Source organism: Pyrinomonas methylaliphatogenes, assembly GCF_000820845.2.
GTDB lineage: Bacteria > Acidobacteriota > Blastocatellia > Pyrinomonadales > Pyrinomonadaceae > Pyrinomonas > Pyrinomonas methylaliphatogenes.
In genome coordinates, this window is sequence record NZ_CBXV010000006.1 from 284868 (window position 1) to 306039 (window position 21172).

Below are 21172 nucleotides of genomic sequence, written 5' to 3' on the forward strand. Positions count from 1 at the left end.
ACTCAGCGAATCGCCCGTCTACCAGTGTGGGCCAAGGGCGGTTCATCCGTCTCCGCGCCTTCACCCGCCGCCCACAACTCCGCGCGCCCCTCTTCGGTCAAGATGCTGGCGACCTCCTCCGTCTCCGCCGCATCGTTCGACCCACGGGGCAATAGATCGAGCGTTTCGGCGACCTCTTCGACGATGGCGCGACTGATGGTTTGCTCGCGAGCGGCAAAACCGGCGATCAGCGCGTTGTCGCAGAGGTTGTTGATCTGGCGAGGGATGCCCTCCGAGCAGCGGAAGATGAAATCGATCGCGCTCGGCGTGAAGATATCCGTCCGCGTCGCGCCGGCGACGCGCAATCGCGCCGCAATGTAACGCTCCGTCTCCTCGACGTTCGGCAAAGGACGGATCTCGCACCGGAGCGCGACGCGCTGCTTCAGTTGACGTAGGCGCGGATCGTTCAAAACGTTGCGCAACTCAGGCTGCCCTGTGAGCACGATCTGCAAGAGCTTGGCCGAATTTGTCTCGAAGTTCGAAAGCAGCCTGATCTCTTCGAGCACGGCGAGCGATAACGCCTGCGCTTCGTCGATGATGAGCACCGTGCGCAGCCCGCGCCGATGACGCGATTCCAAAATCTGGCCCAGCGCCGCGAGTAGATCGGCCTTGTTCTCCCATCCTTGAATGTTCAGCAATGTCGGCGAACTCAAATAGCGATAGAACTCCGGCACCGACAAGCGCGGATTGAAGATGTAGCCGACGAGCACGGTCCGCTCCAACCGCTGCATGATCCATCGCAGCACGGTCGTCTTGCCCGTGCCGACTTCGCCCGTGACGACGATTAACCCCTTGCCGCTTTCGATCCCGTAGTGGAGATTGGCCATCGCTTCGGCGTGCGACGGCGTGAAGTAGATGAAACGCGGATCGGGCGTGAGCGCGAATGGGAACTCTTTCAAACCGTAGAACTCTTTGTACACGATTGCGACCTCTCTAATTCGGACTTAGCTCGCGAACCTCTCGAAGATTCGCGCCACACGCAGCAACAGGATGAGCGCCGGGATGCTCAATACGGCGAGCACCAAGCTCGCGGCGGCGAGCATGGCGCGACGCAAACGAAGGCGCCGTTCCTCTTGCGGCGTGTAGATTTCAGGCACGGTGACGAGCACAGGCAGGCCCGTGTAATGTTCAGCATCATCCACGGTCTGAATCGTGAGCAGACGCGGCACCTCGAACAACGCCGCCAGCAACAGCCCGAGACCGAGGCCGAGACCAAGGCCGAGCCCCATCAGCACGGGCCGCTTAGGCGCGACGGGCTTTTCGGGATAGTTGGCCGGATCGATCACCTGAATGGTCTCGCCCTGCGCGTTGGCCGCGACATCGGCGGCGAGCGCCGCTTGCTCTTTCTTTTGCAGAAGCTCATCGTACTGCGCCTTCTTCGTCTGGTATTCGCGGTCGAGAGCTTCAAGGCCGACTTGCGTGCCCGGCACCTCGTTCAGACGGCGTTCGAGTTGCGCGATCTGCGCTTCAGTATCGGATAGTTGCCGTTGCAACCGAGCGAGTTCGCCGTCCAGCAGTTGCAACTGCGCGCGATAGTTGCTGATGCGCAGATCAGGGCGCCCTTCGATCTTCTTGCGGATCTCCTCGCGTTTGGCGCGCCCTTCGGCGACTAGCTGGTCCATCTCGCGCTGCACCGCATCGATCTCCGCCTGCTTGGCGATCACATCCGGATTCTTCGGCTTGAGCACGGTCAGCATGTTCTGCTTCTCGGCTTCGAGCTGCGCCTTGCGTTGTGCAAGCTGCGCATAGGCCATCGTCTCTTTGGGATCGCCAAGCCGTTCGACGACATCTATCTTCTCGCGCTCGCTTTGCGCTATAAGTTCGCTCAACTGGTTGTTGAGCACCGTGCGTTGATCGCGCAAGCGCCCGATTTCGGCGATCAACGCCTTCTGTTGCTCGCGAAGACCGGCCAATTGTCCGATCAAGGATTGAGCTTCGGAGGGAAGGTTGCCGACGTTCTGCTGCATATACTGCAGCCGCTTCATATCTATTTCGTCAAGCTCGCGCTTGGCTTCGGCCAAACGTTGTTCGAAGAACTCTTTGGTCTGCGTCGAAGTGGTCGTCGTCGCCTTCATCTGCGCGTTGACATATTTCGAGGCGAGCTCCGCGGTGACGGCCTGCGTGGCGCGCGGATCTTGCCCGCGATAGCTGATGCGAAAGGCATTGGGCGTATCGCGCGTCGATTCGATCTCGACGCGAATGTCGCGCCGCATCCGCTCAATGATCGCCTCCATCGGCTCGCCACTGCGCCGCTCTCGCGCGTAGAGGTCATATCGCTCGATGAGCGGTTGCAATGATGAACGGCTCATGACCTCTTGACCGATATTGTTAATCCGTAGCGCAAGATCGTCCTCCGAGAGCCGCGGGACGAAAGCGTTGGCGATTGTCGGTGGACGGACGATGAGAAGCGAGGTCGATTCATAAACGTCCGGCAAGCGCCAGACGACATAAGCGACCGCAGTGGCAACGACGATGGTGGGCAACAGGATGGCCCATTTGCGTCTCCAGAGGATGCGAAGATACTCGCCCGGAGTACGCTGGCGAAACTCAACGCTCATAGTGGCACTCCTTGTAAAACCTTACTGGCTGCTCACAAGATCAGGCGGTTCGCAGCAAGTGGCTTGACCGAACGAGGGTGACTGTGAACCCTTCAGGCGGGCCCACTTAATAACAGAAAATAGCACAAAACAGCGCCGATCCTCAATAGGTTCGTGAGCCACCGAACTGTCGGACCACCCGACTTTTCAAACAACCAGCTTGACTTCTCCGGCTTTTCAGGAGCGACGGGGCAAACATCGCTTCCCGAAAATCGCCTCGGAGAGTTTTCTCCAAAGACTGGCGGGGAGCGTTTCGACTGGGAACTCAGTCGGGGATGGGTTTCAGTCAACCGCTCCCCCCGTCAAGTTAAGGGGCAAGAGAAAGAAGGATCGAGGACCATCATCTCTTGCCCTCCGACTATTCCTCCTCACGCCGCATACGACGACGTGCAGCACCAGCTAATCCAGCCAGTCCCGTCCCGAGCAACAGCATGGTTGCTGGTTCAGGAACAGGAGTTTCTCCAACATATCCCTCAAGGCTCGTGGGGTTTCCAGGCTTATTGATGGATGTATTGAAGACACCGTAAATGTGCCCACCAATAGACACCCTACCAGGCCCAAGGCTAAGAGGTGGGGGGTTGGTTGTGGGGTTGCCGAAATCGACGAACACCGTGCTGTCAGTGCTGCTGCTTACTGTCCCTGTAACGCTCGCTACGATGTTACCGGCATCACTCGTTGGGCTAGTTTGAGTGATCGTCAAAGTGAACGTCGTTCCAGCCGGAATTGTGTCCGTCCCGCTCCCAGAGTGAGTCAGGTTAAATGTTCCGAAACCAGCAAAAACGAACCCCTGCGACCCGGGAGTGGCCATGTTGTTTGAGAGACCAGTAAAGCTGATCGTGCTACCTCCAAAGGTAAGCACGCTCGTTCCTGATCCACTGAACGTACCCGAAGTGCTGTACGTAACCGTATCCGCCTTAACTGTTCGCACGTCTGTGATCCCCGCTATTGCAGCGAAGACGGCGACGACGACCAGCGTCTTAAGAAATCTCGTCATCATCCTTTTCCTCCGTCAATCCTCGATCTTAGAGATCGTCTAACGTTGCGATTGTCCCCCTCTCACGAGAAGGATAAATGACTAATTAGGCTTCAATTCCCGTGCGGGGAGAGAAAGAGCACAAGGAATTCGATGAAGCCGCTTCCAGTCTCTGGGGCAGACGACGGACCCAAGTTACCACCAGACTCCGATTGCGCCGATCGCAACCGAACTTTCGGCGGACTTCAGTGCCCGCCACCTCGCCCTCATCAAAGCGAGGCGAGAGCGCGGCGCACCTCTTCCGCCTCGGGGAAGTCTCGTCCCCCGCCGAGGCGTAGAGCTTCTTGCAATTCGCGGCGCGCCCCTTCCTTATCGCCCAAACCGAGCAGAGCCATGCCCAGATGGTAGCGATAGATGGGGCTGGCACCGTCTCTGGCCACCACGCGCCGGAGCTGTTCGACGGCGGCAGCATGCAAACCTTTCTTGTAGTAAACCCAACCGAGCGTATCGACGAACCCAGCTTGATCGGGAAAACGCTGTACGACCGATTGCGCCAATCGGACGGCCTCATCCAGATTGCCTTTGCCGTGCTCGGCATAGTTCCACGCGAGATTGTTAGCCGCGATCACGTTGTTCGGATCGGCTTGCAACGCCTTGCGGTACGCTTCCGTGGCGGCGTCGTAGTTTCGGCGACTATCTTCGAGCATCCCGATCAAGGTATAAGCCATGGCGTTGTCGGGACGCCGCTCGGTTACTTTGCGAAACTCAGCGATCGCGCGATCCTGCTGGTTCATGTTGACGTAGAGCGCGCCGAGCGAAAAGTAGGCCGGCAAGTAGTTGGCGTCCAACTCCAAAGCTCGTCGCAACTCAGCTTCCGCCCCTTGCGCATTCCGCTCGAAACCGTAGACCTGCGCCTTCAAGAAGTGAAGCGGAGCGCTGTTCGGCTGCTGTTGCAAAGCCTGATCTACGCGCGCATGCGCATCATTCAAACGGTTCAACTTTGCGTAAGCGTTAATCAAACCGCTCAAAGCGTTGAAATTTATCGGATCGATCTGAAGGACATGCTCGTAGATGCGCGCCGCCTCGTCCAGTTTGTTCTCTGCGAGCGCGACGTTGGCCAAGCCGAAGTAAGGCTCGACCATGTTCGGCGCGGCATCCACCGCCGCCTGCATGTCCTGTCGCGCGCCGCGCGTATCTCGTTGGGCGAGCTTGGCCGAACCGCGCGTGATCAGCGCCCGGATCTTCAGATCGTTGAGAAACTCGGGCGTATTCTCGATGTCGGGCGTCGTTTTGGCGATCTGATCGAGAAGCTCGTTGGTCAAACGTTGCGCCGTCGCGTTGTCGCCGCCCGCAAGGTTGATGCGCGCTTGCATCAACTTGACGGGCAGGTAGTTCGGATAGAATCGCTCGAGATCGCCAGCAAAAGCGCGCGCCTGCTCGATCTGCCCGGCGCGCAAGTTAGCCTCGGCCATGAAGTAGAGCGCGGCGCGATTATTCGACTCGATCCGCAATACCTCCTTCAAGTCTTCGATGGATCTCTTCGGATCATCTTGCAGATTGATGCGCGCCCGCATCAGGAGCGCCTGCGTGTCGCGCGGATTCTTCTTGAGCAGTTCGGTGATCTGGGCCGCCGCGCCGCTAATGTCGCCGCGCTGCAACAGGATCTCACTCAAACGGTAGCGCCCGCGCGCATAATCGGGCGATTTGGCGACGATCTCCTGATAAATCCGGATGGCTTCATCCGTGCGCCCGGTCGCGGCGTAAAAGTCGGCCAGCGTCGCGCGCCCGTCGGGCCGGTCACCATCCATTGCGGCGAGCGCTTTGTATTGCTCTTCGGCTTTGTCCAGTTGCCTCTGCGACAGATAGAAGCCCGCCAAAAGCAGACGCGCCTCGCGATTCTGCGGCTCGCCATCGACGGCTGCGCGGAATTGCGCTTCCGCATCGCCGAAACGCTTCTGGCTCGCGAGGAAACGCCCGTACTCCATGTGCGCTAAGGCCGACCGATCGTTGATCGAGATGGCCCGCTTATAGACCTCTTCGGCTTTGGCCAACTCGCCCGTCTGCACGTAAAAACGCGCCAAACTCAAGTGCGATTCGATCCGCTGCGGATTGATCTCCACAGCGCGATTGAGTTCGGCGAGCGCGCCGTCGCGGTCTCCCCTCTGAAAGAGGACGCTTCCCAAAAGGATGTGCCCCTCGATGTGGTTCTGATCCCGCTCCAAGACATCGCGGGCCAAGCGCTCGGCCTCGTCAAGCTGTGGCGGCTTGACGAGCAACAGGTAGTTTCCCAGCTTGACCTTCGCGTCGAGGTTGTTCGGATCGAGTTGAACCGTCCGTTGGAGCTCCTGAAGAGCTTCTTGAAGACGGCCAAGCCCTTCGTAAGCCTGTGCCAACCCCCAATGGGCCGCCGCCAAGTTGTCGTCTATCTGCAACGCATTGCGGAACTCGAGCGAGGCTTCTTGGTATTTTTTGTCCCTCAGGAAAGCTTCGCCGCGCCGCACATATTCGGCTTTGGCCTTCTCTTTGTCGACACATCCGGCGACGGCCAGACTCAGACAGAAAGCCAATGTCGCGAGCAGTAGAGACAAAGGCCTTGTGCACTCCTTAAGCGTCATCATCTAGTTTTAACTCCCTTTAACACCCACCTTCGGTCGGGGCAATTGACCATCAGGTGAGCGCGTTTGACGTGTGACAGCAGCGAGGGGAGAGAGGAAGTCGCGCGTCAGCTTCCTTTGGAAGCTACCCCCGATTAGACGGCCTTTTCCTCAAGCATCCTTTTTGGATCTACTCTTTCCCTTTTGGGGAAAAGACTCAATGGCCCGTAAGTTCCAGAAAAAATCTGATCGCTCTTATCCGGGGCGTCGCGCGCATCCTGACGGGAGCAATCGTTGTGCCGCTTCCGTCCGGCGAGCATGATGCGCGAGTGTGAGCGGCTTTTTGTAAGGCTTGAATACGGAATGGTGTTCGTATCCGACACACTACACGGCCCCATGTGTTTCCATTTGTACGCCAATCCTTATACGAGGTGCATGCGGGGATAAAGGCGGAGGCGGCCCGCGTGTTTACATTTGTACACTAATCCTACACGATTGTAGACAAGGCTCAGTTGGGGACGAACTGCGGAAGATGGGCCTGAGGTCCCTATCACAGACCCAGTCACAGCCGCACCTCAGTTGGGGACGAACTGCGGAAGATAAGCGTAAGACTTGGCGGCCAGATCTGTCGCCAAAGCCAATGCCTTCTCCTCGGACATCGTCGGACCGAGCGGGATGATGATGCGCACCATCGCGCCGTCGCTGCGGCGGCGGCTCATGCTATCGAGCACGGTGTAGATTTTGCCCCAGTATTCGCTGGCGAGCGCGCGACCGCGCCCTTGATACCAGTAGATGAGAAGTTGTTTGTCCCTTCCCTTCTGGATGATGTAGCGATTTGCCTCAAACGGCGGCGCGCCTTCGGGGCGGATCACCACGCGCGCCGGTTCGGTCATCGCCCATCCCGCTCCGGGCAAGCAGTTGAGCGGGCTATGGTAGGTCACGCCGGTCCGTTGCGTCGCATAGTATCCGATGTAGAGCGAAGCGAGGTAACCTTCGTTCGAGACATAAAGGCGCGAGAGATAATCGCTCGCGCGCAGGACGCTCTCCGTCGCTTCATCGAACCGTTCATCTGGTCCATACTGCCGCCAGTTGCCTATCTCCGAGGGGAATTGGTTGAGCGGCAAGCGTTCGACTCGGGCTTCGCCGCTCCGCTCCCAAGCGTGAATTCCCACCCCGCTCAAAACGAGGACGATGATCAATCCCCAATAACGCATCTCCTTCATCCTTCCCGCCGATCAAATTATCAGCCTGCTGCGTGAGCAAATAACCCAATAACGCATCTCTTTCATCTCTCTCGCCAGACCTAGTGCGCGGCGAGTCGAGCGATGAGAGCCAATAACCCGATAACGCATCCTCTTCATCTCTCTCGCCCCCCGATCGATTCGCTTTCGACCGACCAACGTTGCACGGACGATCCACTCACTTCCTTTCCCCGCCCACGGGCGCTCCTCAAATGCATCAGACCGGAAGCCTTATCGAGCACCCAACCGACGGCAAAGAGCAACGTGAGCGCGACAACATAAGTCACCCAACCGGAGAAGGAGTGGAAGAAACCTTCGGCCACATCCGTCCCGTAATGATAAGAGAGGATCCCCGTGCCGCTGACGCGCGCGGCGTTGGTGATGATCGCGATCGGGAGAGCAGAGACAACGATGATGAGCGAGCGCCAGAATCCGTATGTGCGCAAGCGCGCAAGCCCCTTCAGCGCGCCGTTCTCTTTCGGATAAGTGAAGTAAGCGAAGACGACCGCAAGCGTAACGAGCGTCATGAGCGAGCGGATGCCGCTACAGGCTTCGACCACTTCGAGCTTCTGCGTGACGAGCGCGCCGCGCGGCAACAGCTCGATGACGTTCCCCTCGCGCAGCACCGGAATGCCGAACAGTTCCATCGCCCATACCGCGCAGCGCGACGCGAAGAGCTGAAGCGGGAAGGCGATCTGGTTGAAGATGATGGCTGGGATCGGGATGGCGAGCAGCAGCAGGAGCAAAGGGATAAGCAGAAGGCGCAACAGTTGAAATCCCCAGAAATAGATCACCACGCTCGCCAATAACAGGACGAACGAGACGCGTTGAACGAAGAGTTCGGCGCCCGTCACTCCCGCCCACAGCGCAAGGAGCGCGAGGACGACGCCGATGCCCCCCAACACGACATTTGGTCGCCGTTCGACCTCGATCAAGCGCCTGCGTTCTTCCCAGAGGATATAAGCGATGATGACTGGGATCAGCAGCCCGTGCGAGTAGTTCTCATCGGTCCACCAATCGCGGGCAAGCTTTGCGAGGACGGTGAAATAGACGAAAAGGATGGCAACCGCGGCGATGGCGGCCCTCATCGGTTTTGCTAGAAGAGTCAGGGAATCCATCGATCCTCTCTTCTCGAAATTTCAAAATTTCCGAGCGGGAACGACCCGAAGTGGGGAGAAGAAGCCCGAGAACGGTCCCAAGATTATCCCAATTTTACCTATCCGATCAACAAATTTGCGCCCCGCAGAACTTACGCCACCTTTATTGAAACGATTAAAAGCCGCGATCTTTCAGAAGATTCACTCGCTTTTCGAGGCGGTAATGATGCGACATGGTCGGGCATCGTGCAGGCTGGCCGCGATCTTTCAGAAGATTCATTCGCTTCTCGAGAGGAGATCCGCGACGATCATCTTAGCGATCTCGAGCGAAGCGGTCGCCGCCGGGGATGGCGCATTGCAGACGTGAAACGACCGACGTCCGCGAACGATCAGAAAATCATCCACCAAGCTGCCATCCGGACGAAGCGCTTGCGCTCTTACGCCCGCACCCGCGGGGATCAGGTCTTCCGCTTGAACCGACGGGACGAGTCGCTGCAAGCTCTTGACGAAAGCCCTTTTGCTCGCCGAACGCCAGCACTCGAACGCCCCTTCGCGCCAGTAGCGCCGGGCCAAATGCCAGAAGCCGCTGAAAGCGAAGATCTCGCCAGCATCCCTCAACGCGATATCGGTCCAGCGGTAGCCTTCGCGTTTCAGCGCAAGCACCGCATTTGGCCCAGCGTGCACGCTGCCGCCGATCATGCGCGTAAAATGCACGCCGAGAAACGGGAAATCGGGGTTGGGCACGGGATAGATGAGGTTGCGGACGAGATGGCGCCTTTCAGGCACGAGTTCGTAATACTCGCCGCGAAACGGGACGATCGCAACGCCCGGCTCCACTCCGCACATGCGCGCGATGCGATCGCTATGAAGTCCAGCGCAGTTGATGAGCGTGCGCGCTTGAAAAGCCTCACGTTCGGTCTCGATGGTGATCGCCTCGCCCCGTTCGATGATGTTCACGACCTTCGAATTCAATCGAAGATCCGCGCCTCGCTCTTCGAGAAGTGACGCGATCCGGTTCGCAACTTCGCGGTAATCGACGATCCCCGCGCTCGGCACATGAAGAGCGGCGACGCCCCGCACAAACGGCTCGTATCTTTCGATCTCCGCGCCGTGGAGCCACTCGACCTGCACGCCGTTGGCCATTCCGCGCGCGCGTATGCGCTCGAGCGCGGCGAGCTCTCTCTCTTCGACGGCGACGATCAATTTGCCGCAGATCTCATGAGCGATGCCATGCTCGCGACAGAATCGGACCATCGCGCGGTTTCCGGCGCGCGCGAGCCTCGCTTTGAGGCTGCCCGGCGCGTAGTAAACGCCCGAATGTATGACTCCGCTGTTGCGACCCGATTGATGACTGGCCCACGCGCCCTCTTTCTCAAGGATCAAGACGGAGCTTGCCGGGCGCGCTTCGCTCAAACGCAACCCCACAGCGAGCCCGACGATGCCGCCGCCGATGATCGCGAAATCGTACATAGCGCGCAAAAGCTAACATATTTGGCAACTTAAGAGAATAGACCGAACGCTCGCGCTTAATTGACAACAGAGAAGTGTGGTGTACAGATGGTGTGCAACTGGAAATTAGAGAACGCTCGCGCCACAGTGACAACAGGGAAGGCCATCGCGGGAGCTTATAACGACGCGCGCTGAAAATCCGGATAATTATCCCACAGCTACCATGCGAACCGCCCCCACTTGTTTCGCCAGCGCTTTGGCTTTCAGAACGGCATAGCCGAGCGCCACAGTTCGCGCAGTAAAGATGAAGGCGTAAGGAGCGCGCGCTCCTTACGCCTTTCGAACCGCTGACTAACAAGCCTTAAGCGGAGCGGCGCATCAGCTTTCCTCAAAGGATCGAGACGGTCGCGCTATTGCTGCGCTGTCCGTTGACGATGATCGTCAACTCGACCGTACCAGCTCCGCGCAATTCAGGCACGAGCCGCACGATGATCTCGTTGAACAGCGTCGGGCGCGATGTCACGCCCGCATATTCGACCGGCAACTGGAAGACGCGCCCATCCTGCGTGCGCGCTTCCACTATGACCGACTCGGCGAGATTGGCTACGGTTTGATCGCCGACCCGTATGTCGTTACTCGCATCGGTGTTTGGAGCGAAATTCAATCCGGTCGCAAAGAGCATCAAGCGCGTCATCTGATGGCCGAAGAGCAAACTATCGGTCTCGACGCTGAACGGACCGGCCATCAGATCCGCAGTGAGCGCCACCGCTTCGCCTGTCCCATTGCCAGCTTTGGTGAACAATCCCGGAGCGATTCTCGTTACCGTTACGGTACCGTAAGCGACTATCGCATCGAGCGAAGTGACGATCACTTCGGCGCTTCCATCGCTCAGATCGGCGGGAACGACGAAGTCTATACGCGATGGCGAGACGTAGATGAGCGGAGCGGCTCGACCGCCGATCACAACGCTTACGCCGCTTAACTCATATGGCAACTGCCCGAGAAGTTGTTCGGCGGACGCCACTTCCGTCTTCGCCCCAAGCGGATTGCTGGTCGCATCGCCCAGCACAACGCCGAGGCTTGAAGGTGCAAGAACGGGGGCGAAGCTCGCGCTTGATCGCGTATCCGCCGCGCTTATGTTCGCGGCGACCTCGACCGCAAGCGTATTTGAAGCGCTCGATGATGAGCTACTCTGCATCAAATCGTAGGCTTGCTTAAGGCGCGAAGCGGCGATCTGCAAGCGGTTCGTGATGCTCGTAGATGAAACACCTGCATCGAGCAACGCCGCCGCGGAACGCAAGAAGTAAATGGCCGCGCGGAGACACTTATCTATCTGCGCAGCGTTGGCGAAGCGCGTGGCTTCGGCAGCGAAGACCGTGCGCGCCTGTTCCACAGCGCTTAGCACGGAGAGCGTCTGCGCCGAAGAGAGGCTCGACGAAGAAGCCAGTTGCGAAGCGCTGTTGGCCGCCGCTTGCACCAGCGCAGGAGATGCCGGTGGCGGCGTTGGCGTCGGGGTTGGCGTCGGCGTAGGAGTAGGTGTGGGTGTAGGTGTGGGCGTCGGTGTCGGTGTCGGCGTGGGAGTCGGCGTCGGACTGGGCGATGGCGTCGGGTTGGGCTGCGGCGACACACCGCCGTAGATAGCTGCCTCCAGCGCGTCTTGGTTGACGCCAATGTCGGTGCCATCAGTAGCTTGTCCCTTGTACGGAGAACTGGCGAGCAGGCGGTAGTTCCTATTGGCTATGTCCGTGAAACCAACATCCTCCACATATCGCGGGAAGTAGTTTCCCGGTGGGAACCAGTTTTGTGGTTCTATGTACTGAACTTGTGCGCCTATAATCACGTTTTTGGTGATTATCGACCCAGGTAAGTAGTCCCTTATCGTCGGCCCGTCCGGCCCGGAGCCACTACCAAAAATCCCATACTGGCTGTGATTGACAATATTGTCTCGAAACACAAAACCCTGCGACACGCCGCCGCTATCTATTAGCGTTATGTTTCCGCTCTGCAGTATTGTATTGTGTTCAATTACAACGTTGTCAGCGCCCATTCCGCCGATGGTCAAAAACACACCATTGCCACCGCTCGGCCAAATCGACCCGCTCACGTCGTAAAACAAGTTCTGCCGAACTCGGTAATTCCCGCCCTTGCCTGAAGGATGTGCCCAGTCTTCATCTGCCATCAAAAAGGCCGCCGCCACCTTGCGCACAATGTTGTAACGAAATTCTACGTCCTCAACCTTCGCCCAATTGTAGCCGACATCTCCCGAAGTGGTGAAAAGAACGGCGTAACCAACTTGCCCAGACACCCAACAGTTCTCGAACAAGTTCGCCTCTATCAAGACTCGCTGCGCGCTCTTTAACTCGAACAGGTTCTTTACAGACCACGGGCTGTTGAACCATTCAGGCGGCTTGGAAAAATAATTGCGCCTTATCACAATGTTCGTGGGTATCAACCCGTTGATTGCCGGCATGGCCCCGCCAAACATCACGTTCTCACCCGCACCTTCGAGATAATTGTTCTCGATGATGTACCGCCCCGTCCCGTTCCACCCCAAAATAGCTTGCGAGTCCTGCCCCTGAACCTTGAAACCGGCAATGTAGCTGTTGATGATTTGCGTGTCGGACGAGTTCAAGGCCACTCCGCGCTTGAGTCCCTGATTTGGGAAGGCGTGTATGTAGCAACGGTCAATCACAAGATGATGGGGCACTTTGCTGAGGTCGTCTTGTTGGCTGTCGCCGAAGCCGAGCAACACCAAGTCATAAATGAAAGCGTTCTCATCGACAGGGCGCATCTCCAACCCCACCAACTTGTAGTGGTGCGCACCCAACTCCGTCTGAATGGTGGGAGCAAACCCGCCTCCGGCGGAAACTATCTTCGGCATCAACGGCGCGTGCTCGGGCTTCACATAAGACTGCCAACCGAACTGATGGCGCGGAAACTGGTCTAGGTTCCACAGCCCAGTTGTCGGATCGGTGGCCGCAAGTATCTCGCTCGACGTGTAGGGGGCAGTGCCTGACGGTAGCTCACCGGCGCGCGACGAGCGGATGGTGATGTAGGCTTGCTCGTCGGTCATCCCCTGCGGCACGGGTCCCTTGTTGCGCAGGATGATGGGGCCTTGGAACACCGCCCCAGCCTCGACCACTATCTCGTCGCCGTAGCGGGCTGAGTCGATAGCTGCTTGGAGATTATCGCCTGCGTGCACCCATATCTGGTCGGCTTGACAGATTATGCCGAGCAGAAGGCCCCAGAGAATGCACAAAGCGATTCTTACGTTACATGATTGTTTTCTTATTTTTGTCTTTGGTTGAAGAGGAACTGATGATCCCTTTGAGAGCGTTATCCCTTGTAGATAGCACATCTTTACACCACCTCACTTCGGCAACCCGGCCAAGTCAGCTTAAGAACTGACTTCCGTAGGCTTTGCGCCCCTCGCTCACACGAGGTTTGCCCTTATCGGTGAAGCCAACAGCCTATCAAGAGACGGTCGGCGTCTTTACCGTTTCTGTTTCGCCCCTTAAATGCGAAGCGAGATTTTAGACTCGCCGCATCGGCAGGGCTGTGAATACGAACCTTTCCGTCGACGCGGAAGCTGTTCAACTTGTAATGTCGGGGCAAGAGGATAGGAGCAAGATTTACGGTCGGGAAAGCCGTCTGAATGACAGCTCACTTAAGAACGATATGAGCTTGTTCGTTTTTTGTCAATACCCTTTTTTGAAATCGCACCAAACCTCAATAAAACCGCAACAATCACTGTCATTTGCCGGTGGCCCTAAACGTTACTCTTGAAACGCCCCTCTTAACTTTAGCGTCTCTGGGGCAAAACTTGTATGTCAGACCTTTCCATGAAGATTTTTCGGAACATTCACCGCATTGCCAATATAACTTACTATGTTCAAGGCTCGCTAAAGGTTGGCGATCCTGTTTTTGCCCGACAAATCACCAGCCGCCAGCGGCTTCACCCGAACGAGAACGAAAACTTGGAGTGCCACGGATGAGGAAATACTTCAATACTCTCTGCTTGTTAACTGCTTGCCTTCTTCTTCCTCAGCAATCGAATGCGGAAGAGATGATCATCACGGGCGGCAATCTCTCTGTTGCCGGGCTATCCGGCGGGCCGAGCTTTACGCTTCAGGGCAGCGGATTTTCCGCAACCGGCGGGAGAGATCCCGGATTCGTCGCAGCGCAACTCTGCTCGCCATGTGTTGAAGGGCAAACGGTCAGCGCAGCGGCCAATTTCGCCGGTGAACTAACTCTAGGATCAGGTCAGGCAACCTACGGCGGCACATCGTACAGCAACATTTACTACACTGGTAACCTAACCTTCACTAGCAATTCCGTGATGCTTACAGCAACAAGCGATTCCTCTTTGCAGATCTCTGTTCCCTTCGTTCTCAGCGGAAGCCTGAACGGCTATTTACAAAACCCTTTCGTTTCACCGAGCGATCCCGTCTTCACGCTCGTCCTGAGCGGTCAAGGGTTAGCGACAATAGAGTTCTTGCGCACGAGCTATACTGATAACCAAGGGCGACAGTTTTTTCAGTTTCGAAGCATCGATTACAAGTTCCAGCCGGTCCCAGAACCTGCGACGTTGCTTCTTCTAGGGAGCGGGCTTGCCGGTCTCGCAAGTCACTATCGAAAGCGGTTGCGGCGTAAAATTAGAAGCGAATCGTAAGATTTCCGCGCGAACGATGGGCGAGGGTCTTCGACTCAGAGGCTTCTCGCCCCCGAACTTCTCGATGTAAGATTTATTCGGCGGACGCAAGCATCCATCTCTAGTACTGAGTTCGAAATGAAACAGGTAATACGCAAAGGTTTAAAGGAGATCATCGTTGACGAAGTGCCGGACCCTCCGGTTGCCCCGCATCACGTGCTCGTCAGGCCGCTCTATTCACTCATCAGTAGTGGGACGGAAACAGCAAGCATCCATCAAGAAGGCGTGCTCAAGGAGGTGGCCGAAAATCCTTCTCACTTGAGGAAGATCTGGGAGGCGCTCAAAATAAACGGTCCGGTAAGAACCACGGCTGAGGTTATAGCCAAATTCAGCGAGTACGCCGTTCTCGGTTACTTCGGAGCAGGCGTCGTCGTTGATAAGCATTCGACCGTCACCGATCTCCAAATCGGTGATCGCGTCGCTTATGGGGGCGAAGGTACGGGCCACGGCGAGGCCATTCTAACCGGACGCAATCTTGTAGCACGTGTCCCCGACGAGGTAAGCTTCGAGCACGCTTGTTTCGCCACGCTGGGAAGCATCGCGCTACATGCTGTCAGGATAGCCGATATCAATCTCGGCGATCGCGTCGCCGTGATCGGGTTGGGACTTGTCGGTCAACTCATCTCTCAACTGGTTCGCTTACAAGGCGGCGTCGTCATCGCCACTGATCTTCGTCCCGAGCGCGTCGAACTAGCTCGAAGATTAGGCGCCGATCACGCTCTACCGGGAGACGCTTCCGTCATCGAAGCGACGAACTCGTTGACCGAAGGCAAGGGAGCCGATTGCGTCATCATCGCGGCAGCTTCCAAATCGGAAGCTCCATGTCATTTGGCTTTGCAACTTTGTCGCGATCGCGGGCGCATCGTCATAGTCGGCGCAGTGCCTATCAACTTTCCGTGGGAAGAGATGTATCTAAAAGAGGTTCAACTCTTCATGTCGCGCGCCTACGGTCCGAGCAGCTACGATCCAGCATACGAAAGACGCGGGCAGGATTATCCCTTCGCCTACGTTCGCTGGACCGAGAATCGGAACATGGAGGAGTTCCTGCGATTGGTCGCTGCCGGGCGCGTCGATCTAGCGCCGCTGATCACGCACCGGTTCCCATTGGAAGAAGCACCCGAAGCTTACAAAACCATTCTCGATCCGCAATCGGGCAGTTTGGCTGTCCTCTTGCGCTACCCCGCCGCCTCGGAAGAGAAACCTGCCGAGACATTCATTCCGCAGCGTAAAGTGGCGGTGCGCAAAACTGCAGATCAGCGGGCCGAGTTCCGCGTCGCGCTCGTCGGCGCGGGCAATATCGCCCGTTGGGCACACCTTCCGAGCCTCAAGAAGGTGCCCGGAGTAAAGTTGCGTGCGGTCTATTCGACAAATGGCGCGCGAGCGAAGAGCTATGCGCTGAGGTTCGGCGCGGATTACTGCTGCTCCGATTACGAAGAGATTTTGCGAGATCCCGAGATCAACGTCGTGGTCATCACAAGTCGTAATCAATATCACTACTCGCAAGCGCTCGCGGCGCTGCGCGCGGGCAAGCACGTGTTCGTCGAAAAGCCGATGGCGCTGACCGAAGAGGAATGCCGAGAGCTTTGCGAAGCTGTTCGTGACACCGGATTACATCTCGCCGTTGGGTTCAATCGTCGTTTCGCTCCGCTGTACGTTGAGATGAAGAAGCGTTTGGCCTGGCGCGCGAGCCCTGCCGTCATCAACTGCCGGATGAATTCACCGGGCATCTCCGGCTCTTACTGGATGGCTGACCCGTCCATCGGCGGCGCTATCTTGGGCGAAGCTTGTCACTTCGTTGATCTGATGTACTGGCTGCTTGAGTCTGAATCAGTAGAGGTCTCGGCCTATTGCTTGCCGACGGGCAAGCAAGACCCTATTGGAGAGAACAACATCGTTGCTAGTTTCCGCTTTGCTGATGGTTCTATCGGCAATTTAACTTACTGCACGGCAGGTAGCAGAACTTCCGGCGGCGAAAGAGTTGAAGCCTTCGCCCAAGGCATCGGCATCATTGTAGACAGTTTCAAAAGCCTGACCATTTGCGGCACGAGCAAACGCAAGAGATCCGACTTGTGGGCACGTAAAGGTTACGACGAACAAATGCGCTTCTTTTTTAGAGATATCTTGCAAGAAACTAACAACGTCGCGGATGTCATGGATGGAACCCGCGCTACGATATACTGCCGTAAGATTTTAGAATCTGCATCGACTTTTAAGCCCATTAGGATCAAAATGGAATTGTAGATTTGCTTATACGTGTACTTGGGTATAAATATGTTCACGTTCACTAAGAATAACTTCATGCTTGCCCTTCTAGCATTAACGACAATTTATCTACTGCTAGCATTCGCAAGCGCAGTGACAGAAAGACCTGGTATAGACGAAGGTTGTTTCGCAAATCCAGCTCTTAATCTGATCAGATCAGGGCATTTTGGAACGACAGTTTTAGACTCGTCAGCAAATGGGTTAACGCGCATAGAGCAAAGAACCTATTGGGTCATGCCACTGCATTTATTGCTACAAGCGGCATGGTATAAGGTATTTGGGTTCAGCTTATTCACAATGCGTGGGATGTCAATATTTTGGGGATTGATCGCACTCTTTTCTTGGTTTTTTATCCTAAAAACTCTCTCTGGGTCAAGAGAGATGGCTCTCCTGATGTTTTTTTTGATGAGTGTTGACTATATCTTTATTAATATTGCCTCATCCGGTCGAATGGACATGATGAGTGCAGCTCTAGGAGCATTGTCTTTTTTGACATATTTAAAGCTTCGGGAGAAGAATTTATATCTAGCTATTCTGCTTAGCCAGTCATTGGTCGTTTGCAGCGGGTTAACACATCCCAACGGGGGGCTAGTTGCCTTCTTCGGATCACTTTTCCTTGTTCTGTATTTTGATCATAACATGCTGCGACTCAAGCATTTAGCGTTTGGGATTATTCCCTACATCGTGGGGGGTGCATGTTGGCTGATCTATATAATGCAAGATCCTATCGCTTTCAAAGTTCAATTTACAGCTAACGCAACAATGAGCGGAAGGCTCAGCTTATTGAGCGCCCCTTGGAGAGGCTTTTTTCTAGAATTTCAAAAAAGATACCCGTTAGTCTTCGGTTTGAGTGGACACTCCGCCGGAAGAACCGGCCCGATCTATCTAAAGTCAATTGTGCTAGTGGCATACCTAACGGGAGTTATAGGCTCTCTTCTTAAACCTGATATAAGAAGGCACAAAGGGCTCAAAGCGTTATTATTCCTAACAACAATATCTTTCTGTGTACTAGCGATTTTCGACGGACAGAAACTTCATTACAATATGATTTATATCGCCCCCCTGTACGTAGCATTGTTATCTTCTTGGGGCTATGTCTCCTTAAATGAGTACAAATCAAAGCCCTTGAAAACCCTTTTTGCAATCAGCTTACTTGGGGTGGCAATGTTCCAGGCAGGTGGCATCTTTTTGAGAGCCGCTCAAAACTCCTACTCTAACGACTATCTTCCGGCAGTGAACTACCTTAAGCAGCATGCACTCCCTTCCGATTTAATTATGGGGAGTGCTGCTTTAGGCTTTGGTCTAGGTTTTCCTGACAATTTGACTGACGATGTTAGACTAGGTTTTTTCTCTGGCAAGAAACCCGATTATATAGTTATAGAAGGAGAGTATGACTTGGCCCACCAAGTTTACAAAGAAAAAGCTCCTGAAATTTATTCTCACATACTGAAAACACTAAAAGATTACCAGCTAGTCTACGTCAGCAGAACTTTTAGGATCTACCACAGAAGCAACGAGCACAAACCAAGCACAAACTAGTACACCAAAAACTTGGTTCGTAGCAATTATCCGGTCGTAGTGGCACCGGAGTCTGTCAGTCTGTCCCGTGCACTCTGCACGATGGAGCGACAAAGGATCGGCACCCCCTTGTGCGTTCTGCTTTGCCTCTTATATCGCCACCCAAGTGGACTAGGGTCTTGATGGTGGTGTCTGCATATTATTGTTCTTCTTGCTGTTTCAAGTGGATAAATCGAAACGCAGCTTTCCACCAACCAGATGCACCATCGTAATCAGATTACGACTCGTGCGGCATCCTCGCCCTCTGGCATTGGCGGCCTGCACCAGACTGTTCAGTCCCTCCAGATGCCAGGTCGTGATCTGGCTCTCGAACCAACTCACCAACCCTTCCCAAGCTGCTCTGAGCGTCTGCGCCGTTCTTTATGGGTTCGAGCCGCAAGTGCGTTGCCCAATAACACCACCGCTGGAGAAATACCTCTCCACGATTTCGCTCCGACTGCTCAAACAACTCCTGAAAGATCAGCCGCATCTGGTCAGCGCGAGCCGTCTTCAGGTGACGTCGCGCCAAAGCGGCAAGCTCTCGCTCGACTTTGAGCGCAGAAGTCAGCCACAGGTACCCTTTCCCTTCAACTGCCTCTGCTCACGCGACTCCTGCCGCCGCGCCTCATCCACCGCTTCACCCCTCAGCTTCATCCGCTGAAAGCGATCATACGTGATCTTAGCCGCGGGGCAAGGTTTGGCGCACCCCCCTAGTGAAGACTAGCGACATGTCACCCCTGACGCGTGTGATCTGCTGTGGGTCACCACCAAGTACCACTACATCCTCAGCCGTCAGATACGCCGCATCTTTGCCTAGCGTGGCACGGCACAAAGAGCAAGCGCCTCTGCTCTAGGTCGACGAAGAGCGTCATGTCGTTGTGCCCACGTCGCGCCGCCGTCTCATCGGCACGGATTTGATCTGTGAACCGCGGAGCTTCTCTCGCGCCGCCTCACCATAGGGGGTGTACTACGGTATCATGTTCGCCAACGAGGGCGACGATGGCCTTGACGGGCATTTCCTTGACGAGCGACATCAGCAACGCCTCAAACAGCGGCGTAAAGTCCAACCCAGCTCTCGCCCATGGCACCTGCAGCTTCTTCACCTCGCATGTGGCCACAATCAACGCGCGGCACTAGGGCATGAGGAGTAAGCCGCACATTGAAAGAAGTTGAGGTGATGTCAGTTCTCGTCAGCCGTGTCGTAGGCTGTGGCTTAAGCATTACAGGTCGGGCAGGTGAAAGAACTCCCGGATGCAAAGGCTATCTTGATGTCGAGGCGTTTCGACTGAGGGCGAAGTATCAATGCCGGTCTAGGGAGAGACGAGGCCGAGAGCCAGAATAAACAATAAGACCAGGTCCATGAAAATGCCTCCGAAGGAATGGTGATCGAAGGCTGATCTTACCTTATCTACCCACTTGGTATAGCGAGGAACCCTTTTGAAGAACGTCATATTTCGTCTTGTAGTCCTAAAACAATTATCCCTACATCAGGAACCTTCAATTGTTCCATAAATGGAATCCCCCCATTAGCATTATGGCCAGATCATAGCAATTAATATCATCATGGGCAATTAATCATGTCGTTTAGTATAGCTACGTACTATTGTGTCAATGCACTAGTTTAGAAGAGTATTAAGCAAGCTCACATCAACTCCCGGATCAGACTTGTTTGTAGCTTTACCTTTGAAAGCAGACTCGTCTTTCAACCTGTAATCATGCCTCCCGCTATCCATAAAACCCACTTCTTTTTCTGATCTTGGAAAGTAGTTTCCCGGTGGGAACCAGTTTTGTGGTTCTATGTACTGAACTTGCGCGCCTATAATCACGTTTTTGGTGATTATCGACCCAGGTAAGTAGTCCCTTATCGTCGGCCCGTCCGGCCCTGAGCCACTACCAAAAATCCCATACTGGCTGTGATTGACAATATTGTCTCGAAACACAAAACCCTGCGACACGCCGCCGCCACCTATTAGCGTTATGTTTCCGCTCTGCAGTATTGTATTGTGTTCAATTACAACGTTGTCAGCGCCCATTCCGCCGATGGTCAAAAACACACCATCGCCACCGCTCGGCCAAATCGACCCGCTCACGTCGTAAAACAAGTTCTGCCGAACTCGGTAATTCCCGCCCTTGCCTGAAGGATGTGCCCAATCTTCATCTGCCATCAAAAAGGCCGCCGCCACCTTGCGCACAATGTTGTAACGAAATTCTACGTCCTCAACCTTCGCCCAATTGTAGCCGACATCTCCCGAAGTGGTGAAAAGAACGGCGTAACCATTTTGCCCAGACACCCAACAGTTCTCGAACAAGTTCGCCTCTATCAAGACTCGCTGCGCGCTCTTTAACTCGAACAGGTTCTTTACAGACCACGGGCTGTTGAACCATTCAGGCGGCTTGGAAAAATAATTGCGCCTTATCACAATGTTCGTGGGTATCAACCCGTTGATTGCCGGCATGGCCCCGCCAAACATCACGTTCTCACCCGCACCTTCGAGATAATTGTTCTCGATGATGTACCGCCCCGTCCCGTTCCACCCCAAAATAGCTTGCGAGTCCTGCCCCTGAACCTTGAAACCGGCAAATGTAGCTGTTGATGATTTGCGTGTCGGACGAGTTCAAGGCCACTCCGCGCTTGAGTCCCTGATTTGGGAA

At 55.5% G+C, this 21172-nt stretch carries 13 protein-coding genes, 2 pseudogenes and 1 riboswitch; of the genes and pseudogenes, 3 read left to right on the forward strand and 12 right to left on the reverse strand.

Translation table 11 applies throughout. The features are described from left to right. Positions 1-2 precede the first annotated feature (2 nt). The 8 genes from PYK22_RS09545 to PYK22_RS09575 form a co-directional block, all read right to left on the reverse strand. Positions 3-959 (reverse strand): ExeA family protein, encoded by a 957-nt coding sequence (locus PYK22_RS09545; protein WP_060635524.1) that lies wholly within the window; start codon positions 957-959, stop codon positions 3-5. 24 nt (positions 960-983) lie between these two features. After that, a complete protein-coding gene (locus PYK22_RS09550; protein ID WP_041976548.1) occupies positions 984-2597 on the reverse strand; it encodes a GumC family protein in 1614 nt (537 codons plus the stop codon). A gap of 397 nt (positions 2598-2994) precedes the next feature. Further along, positions 2995-3630 carry a PEP-CTERM sorting domain-containing protein gene (locus PYK22_RS17285; RefSeq protein WP_162199827.1) on the reverse strand — a complete coding sequence of 212 codons (636 nt, stop codon included), beginning with the start codon at positions 3628-3630 and terminating at the stop codon, positions 2995-2997. Positions 3631-3878: 248 nt separating this feature from the next. After that, a complete protein-coding gene (locus PYK22_RS09555) occupies positions 3879-6197 on the reverse strand; it encodes a tetratricopeptide repeat protein (RefSeq protein ID WP_162199828.1) in 2319 nt (772 codons plus the stop codon). 581 nt (positions 6198-6778) lie between these two features. Then, the gene (locus tag PYK22_RS09560; protein ID WP_060635525.1) at positions 6779-7426 is read right to left on the reverse strand and encodes an exosortase C-terminal domain/associated protein EpsI; all 648 of its coding nucleotides are present in this window, start codon (positions 7424-7426) and stop codon (positions 6779-6781) included. 134 nt (positions 7427-7560) lie between these two features. Next, positions 7561-8562, reverse strand: a complete 1002-nt coding sequence (gene xrt, locus PYK22_RS09565; protein ID WP_083437754.1) for an exosortase — start codon at positions 8560-8562, stop codon at positions 7561-7563. Positions 8563-8817: 255 nt separating this feature from the next. Then, positions 8818-10011 (reverse strand): L-2-hydroxyglutarate oxidase, encoded by a 1194-nt coding sequence (lhgO, locus tag PYK22_RS09570; RefSeq protein ID WP_041976551.1) that lies wholly within the window; start codon positions 10009-10011, stop codon positions 8818-8820. 367 nt (positions 10012-10378) lie between these two features. Further along, positions 10379-13249 (reverse strand): hypothetical protein, encoded by a 2871-nt coding sequence (locus tag PYK22_RS09575; RefSeq protein ID WP_157770798.1) that lies wholly within the window; start codon positions 13247-13249, stop codon positions 10379-10381. Positions 13250-13364: 115 nt separating this feature from the next. After that, positions 13365-13449: riboswitch (cyclic di-GMP riboswitch) on the reverse strand. 532 nt (positions 13450-13981) lie between these two features. On the opposite strand from PYK22_RS09575, the gene PYK22_RS17290 reads away from it, so the two are divergent. The 3 genes from PYK22_RS17290 (at position 13982) to PYK22_RS09590 (ending at position 18502) form a co-directional block, all read left to right on the forward strand. After that, the gene (locus PYK22_RS17290; RefSeq protein WP_083437755.1) at positions 13982-14662 is read left to right on the forward strand and encodes a PEP-CTERM sorting domain-containing protein; all 681 of its coding nucleotides are present in this window, start codon (positions 13982-13984) and stop codon (positions 14660-14662) included. A 117-nt stretch (positions 14663-14779) separates the two neighbouring features. After that, positions 14780-16942, forward strand: a complete 2163-nt coding sequence (locus PYK22_RS09585) for a bi-domain-containing oxidoreductase (protein WP_060635527.1) — start codon at positions 14780-14782, stop codon at positions 16940-16942. Positions 16943-16972: 30 nt separating this feature from the next. Then, positions 16973-18502 (forward strand): ArnT family glycosyltransferase, encoded by a 1530-nt coding sequence (locus tag PYK22_RS09590; protein ID WP_041976557.1) that lies wholly within the window; start codon positions 16973-16975, stop codon positions 18500-18502. A gap of 198 nt (positions 18503-18700) precedes the next feature. On the opposite strand, the pseudogene PYK22_RS18365 reads toward PYK22_RS09590, so the two are convergent. The 4 genes and pseudogenes from PYK22_RS18365 to PYK22_RS09600 form a co-directional block, all read right to left on the reverse strand. Beyond that, a pseudogene (locus tag PYK22_RS18365) lies at positions 18701-19094 on the reverse strand (transposase). Beyond that, positions 19085-19207, reverse strand: a pseudogene (locus tag PYK22_RS18370) (hypothetical protein); the annotation flags it as partial. The pseudogenes PYK22_RS18365 and PYK22_RS18370, both read right to left, overlap by 10 nt. A gap of 263 nt (positions 19208-19470) precedes the next feature. Further along, positions 19471-19623 carry a helix-turn-helix domain-containing protein gene (locus tag PYK22_RS17585; protein WP_157770800.1) on the reverse strand — a complete coding sequence of 51 codons (153 nt, stop codon included), beginning with the start codon at positions 19621-19623 and terminating at the stop codon, positions 19471-19473. 513 nt (positions 19624-20136) lie between these two features. After that, positions 20137-21060, reverse strand: a complete 924-nt coding sequence (locus PYK22_RS09600) for a hypothetical protein (RefSeq protein WP_041976559.1) — start codon at positions 21058-21060, stop codon at positions 20137-20139. Positions 21061-21172 lie beyond the last annotated feature (112 nt).

What these genes read in the sequence shown, in the direction of transcription:
- PYK22_RS09560 (WP_060635525.1), bottom strand. Translation starts at nt 7,426, where the DNA reads ATGAAGGAGATGCGTTATTGGGGATTGATCATCGTCCTCGTTTTGAGC.
- PYK22_RS09590 (WP_041976557.1), top strand. Translation starts at nt 16,973, where the DNA reads ATGTTCACGTTCACTAAGAATAACTTCATGCTTGCCCTTCTAGCATTA.
- lhgO (WP_041976551.1), bottom strand. Translation starts at nt 10,011, where the DNA reads ATGTACGATTTCGCGATCATCGGCGGCGGCATCGTCGGGCTCGCTGTG.
- PYK22_RS09585 (WP_060635527.1), top strand. Translation starts at nt 14,780, where the DNA reads ATGAAACAGGTAATACGCAAAGGTTTAAAGGAGATCATCGTTGACGAA.
- xrt (WP_083437754.1), bottom strand. Translation starts at nt 8,562, where the DNA reads ATGGATTCCCTGACTCTTCTAGCAAAACCGATGAGGGCCGCCATCGCC.
- PYK22_RS17290 (WP_083437755.1), top strand. Translation starts at nt 13,982, where the DNA reads ATGAGGAAATACTTCAATACTCTCTGCTTGTTAACTGCTTGCCTTCTT.
- PYK22_RS09550 (WP_041976548.1), bottom strand. Translation starts at nt 2,597, where the DNA reads ATGAGCGTTGAGTTTCGCCAGCGTACTCCGGGCGAGTATCTTCGCATC.
- PYK22_RS17285 (WP_162199827.1), bottom strand. Translation starts at nt 3,630, where the DNA reads ATGACGAGATTTCTTAAGACGCTGGTCGTCGTCGCCGTCTTCGCTGCA.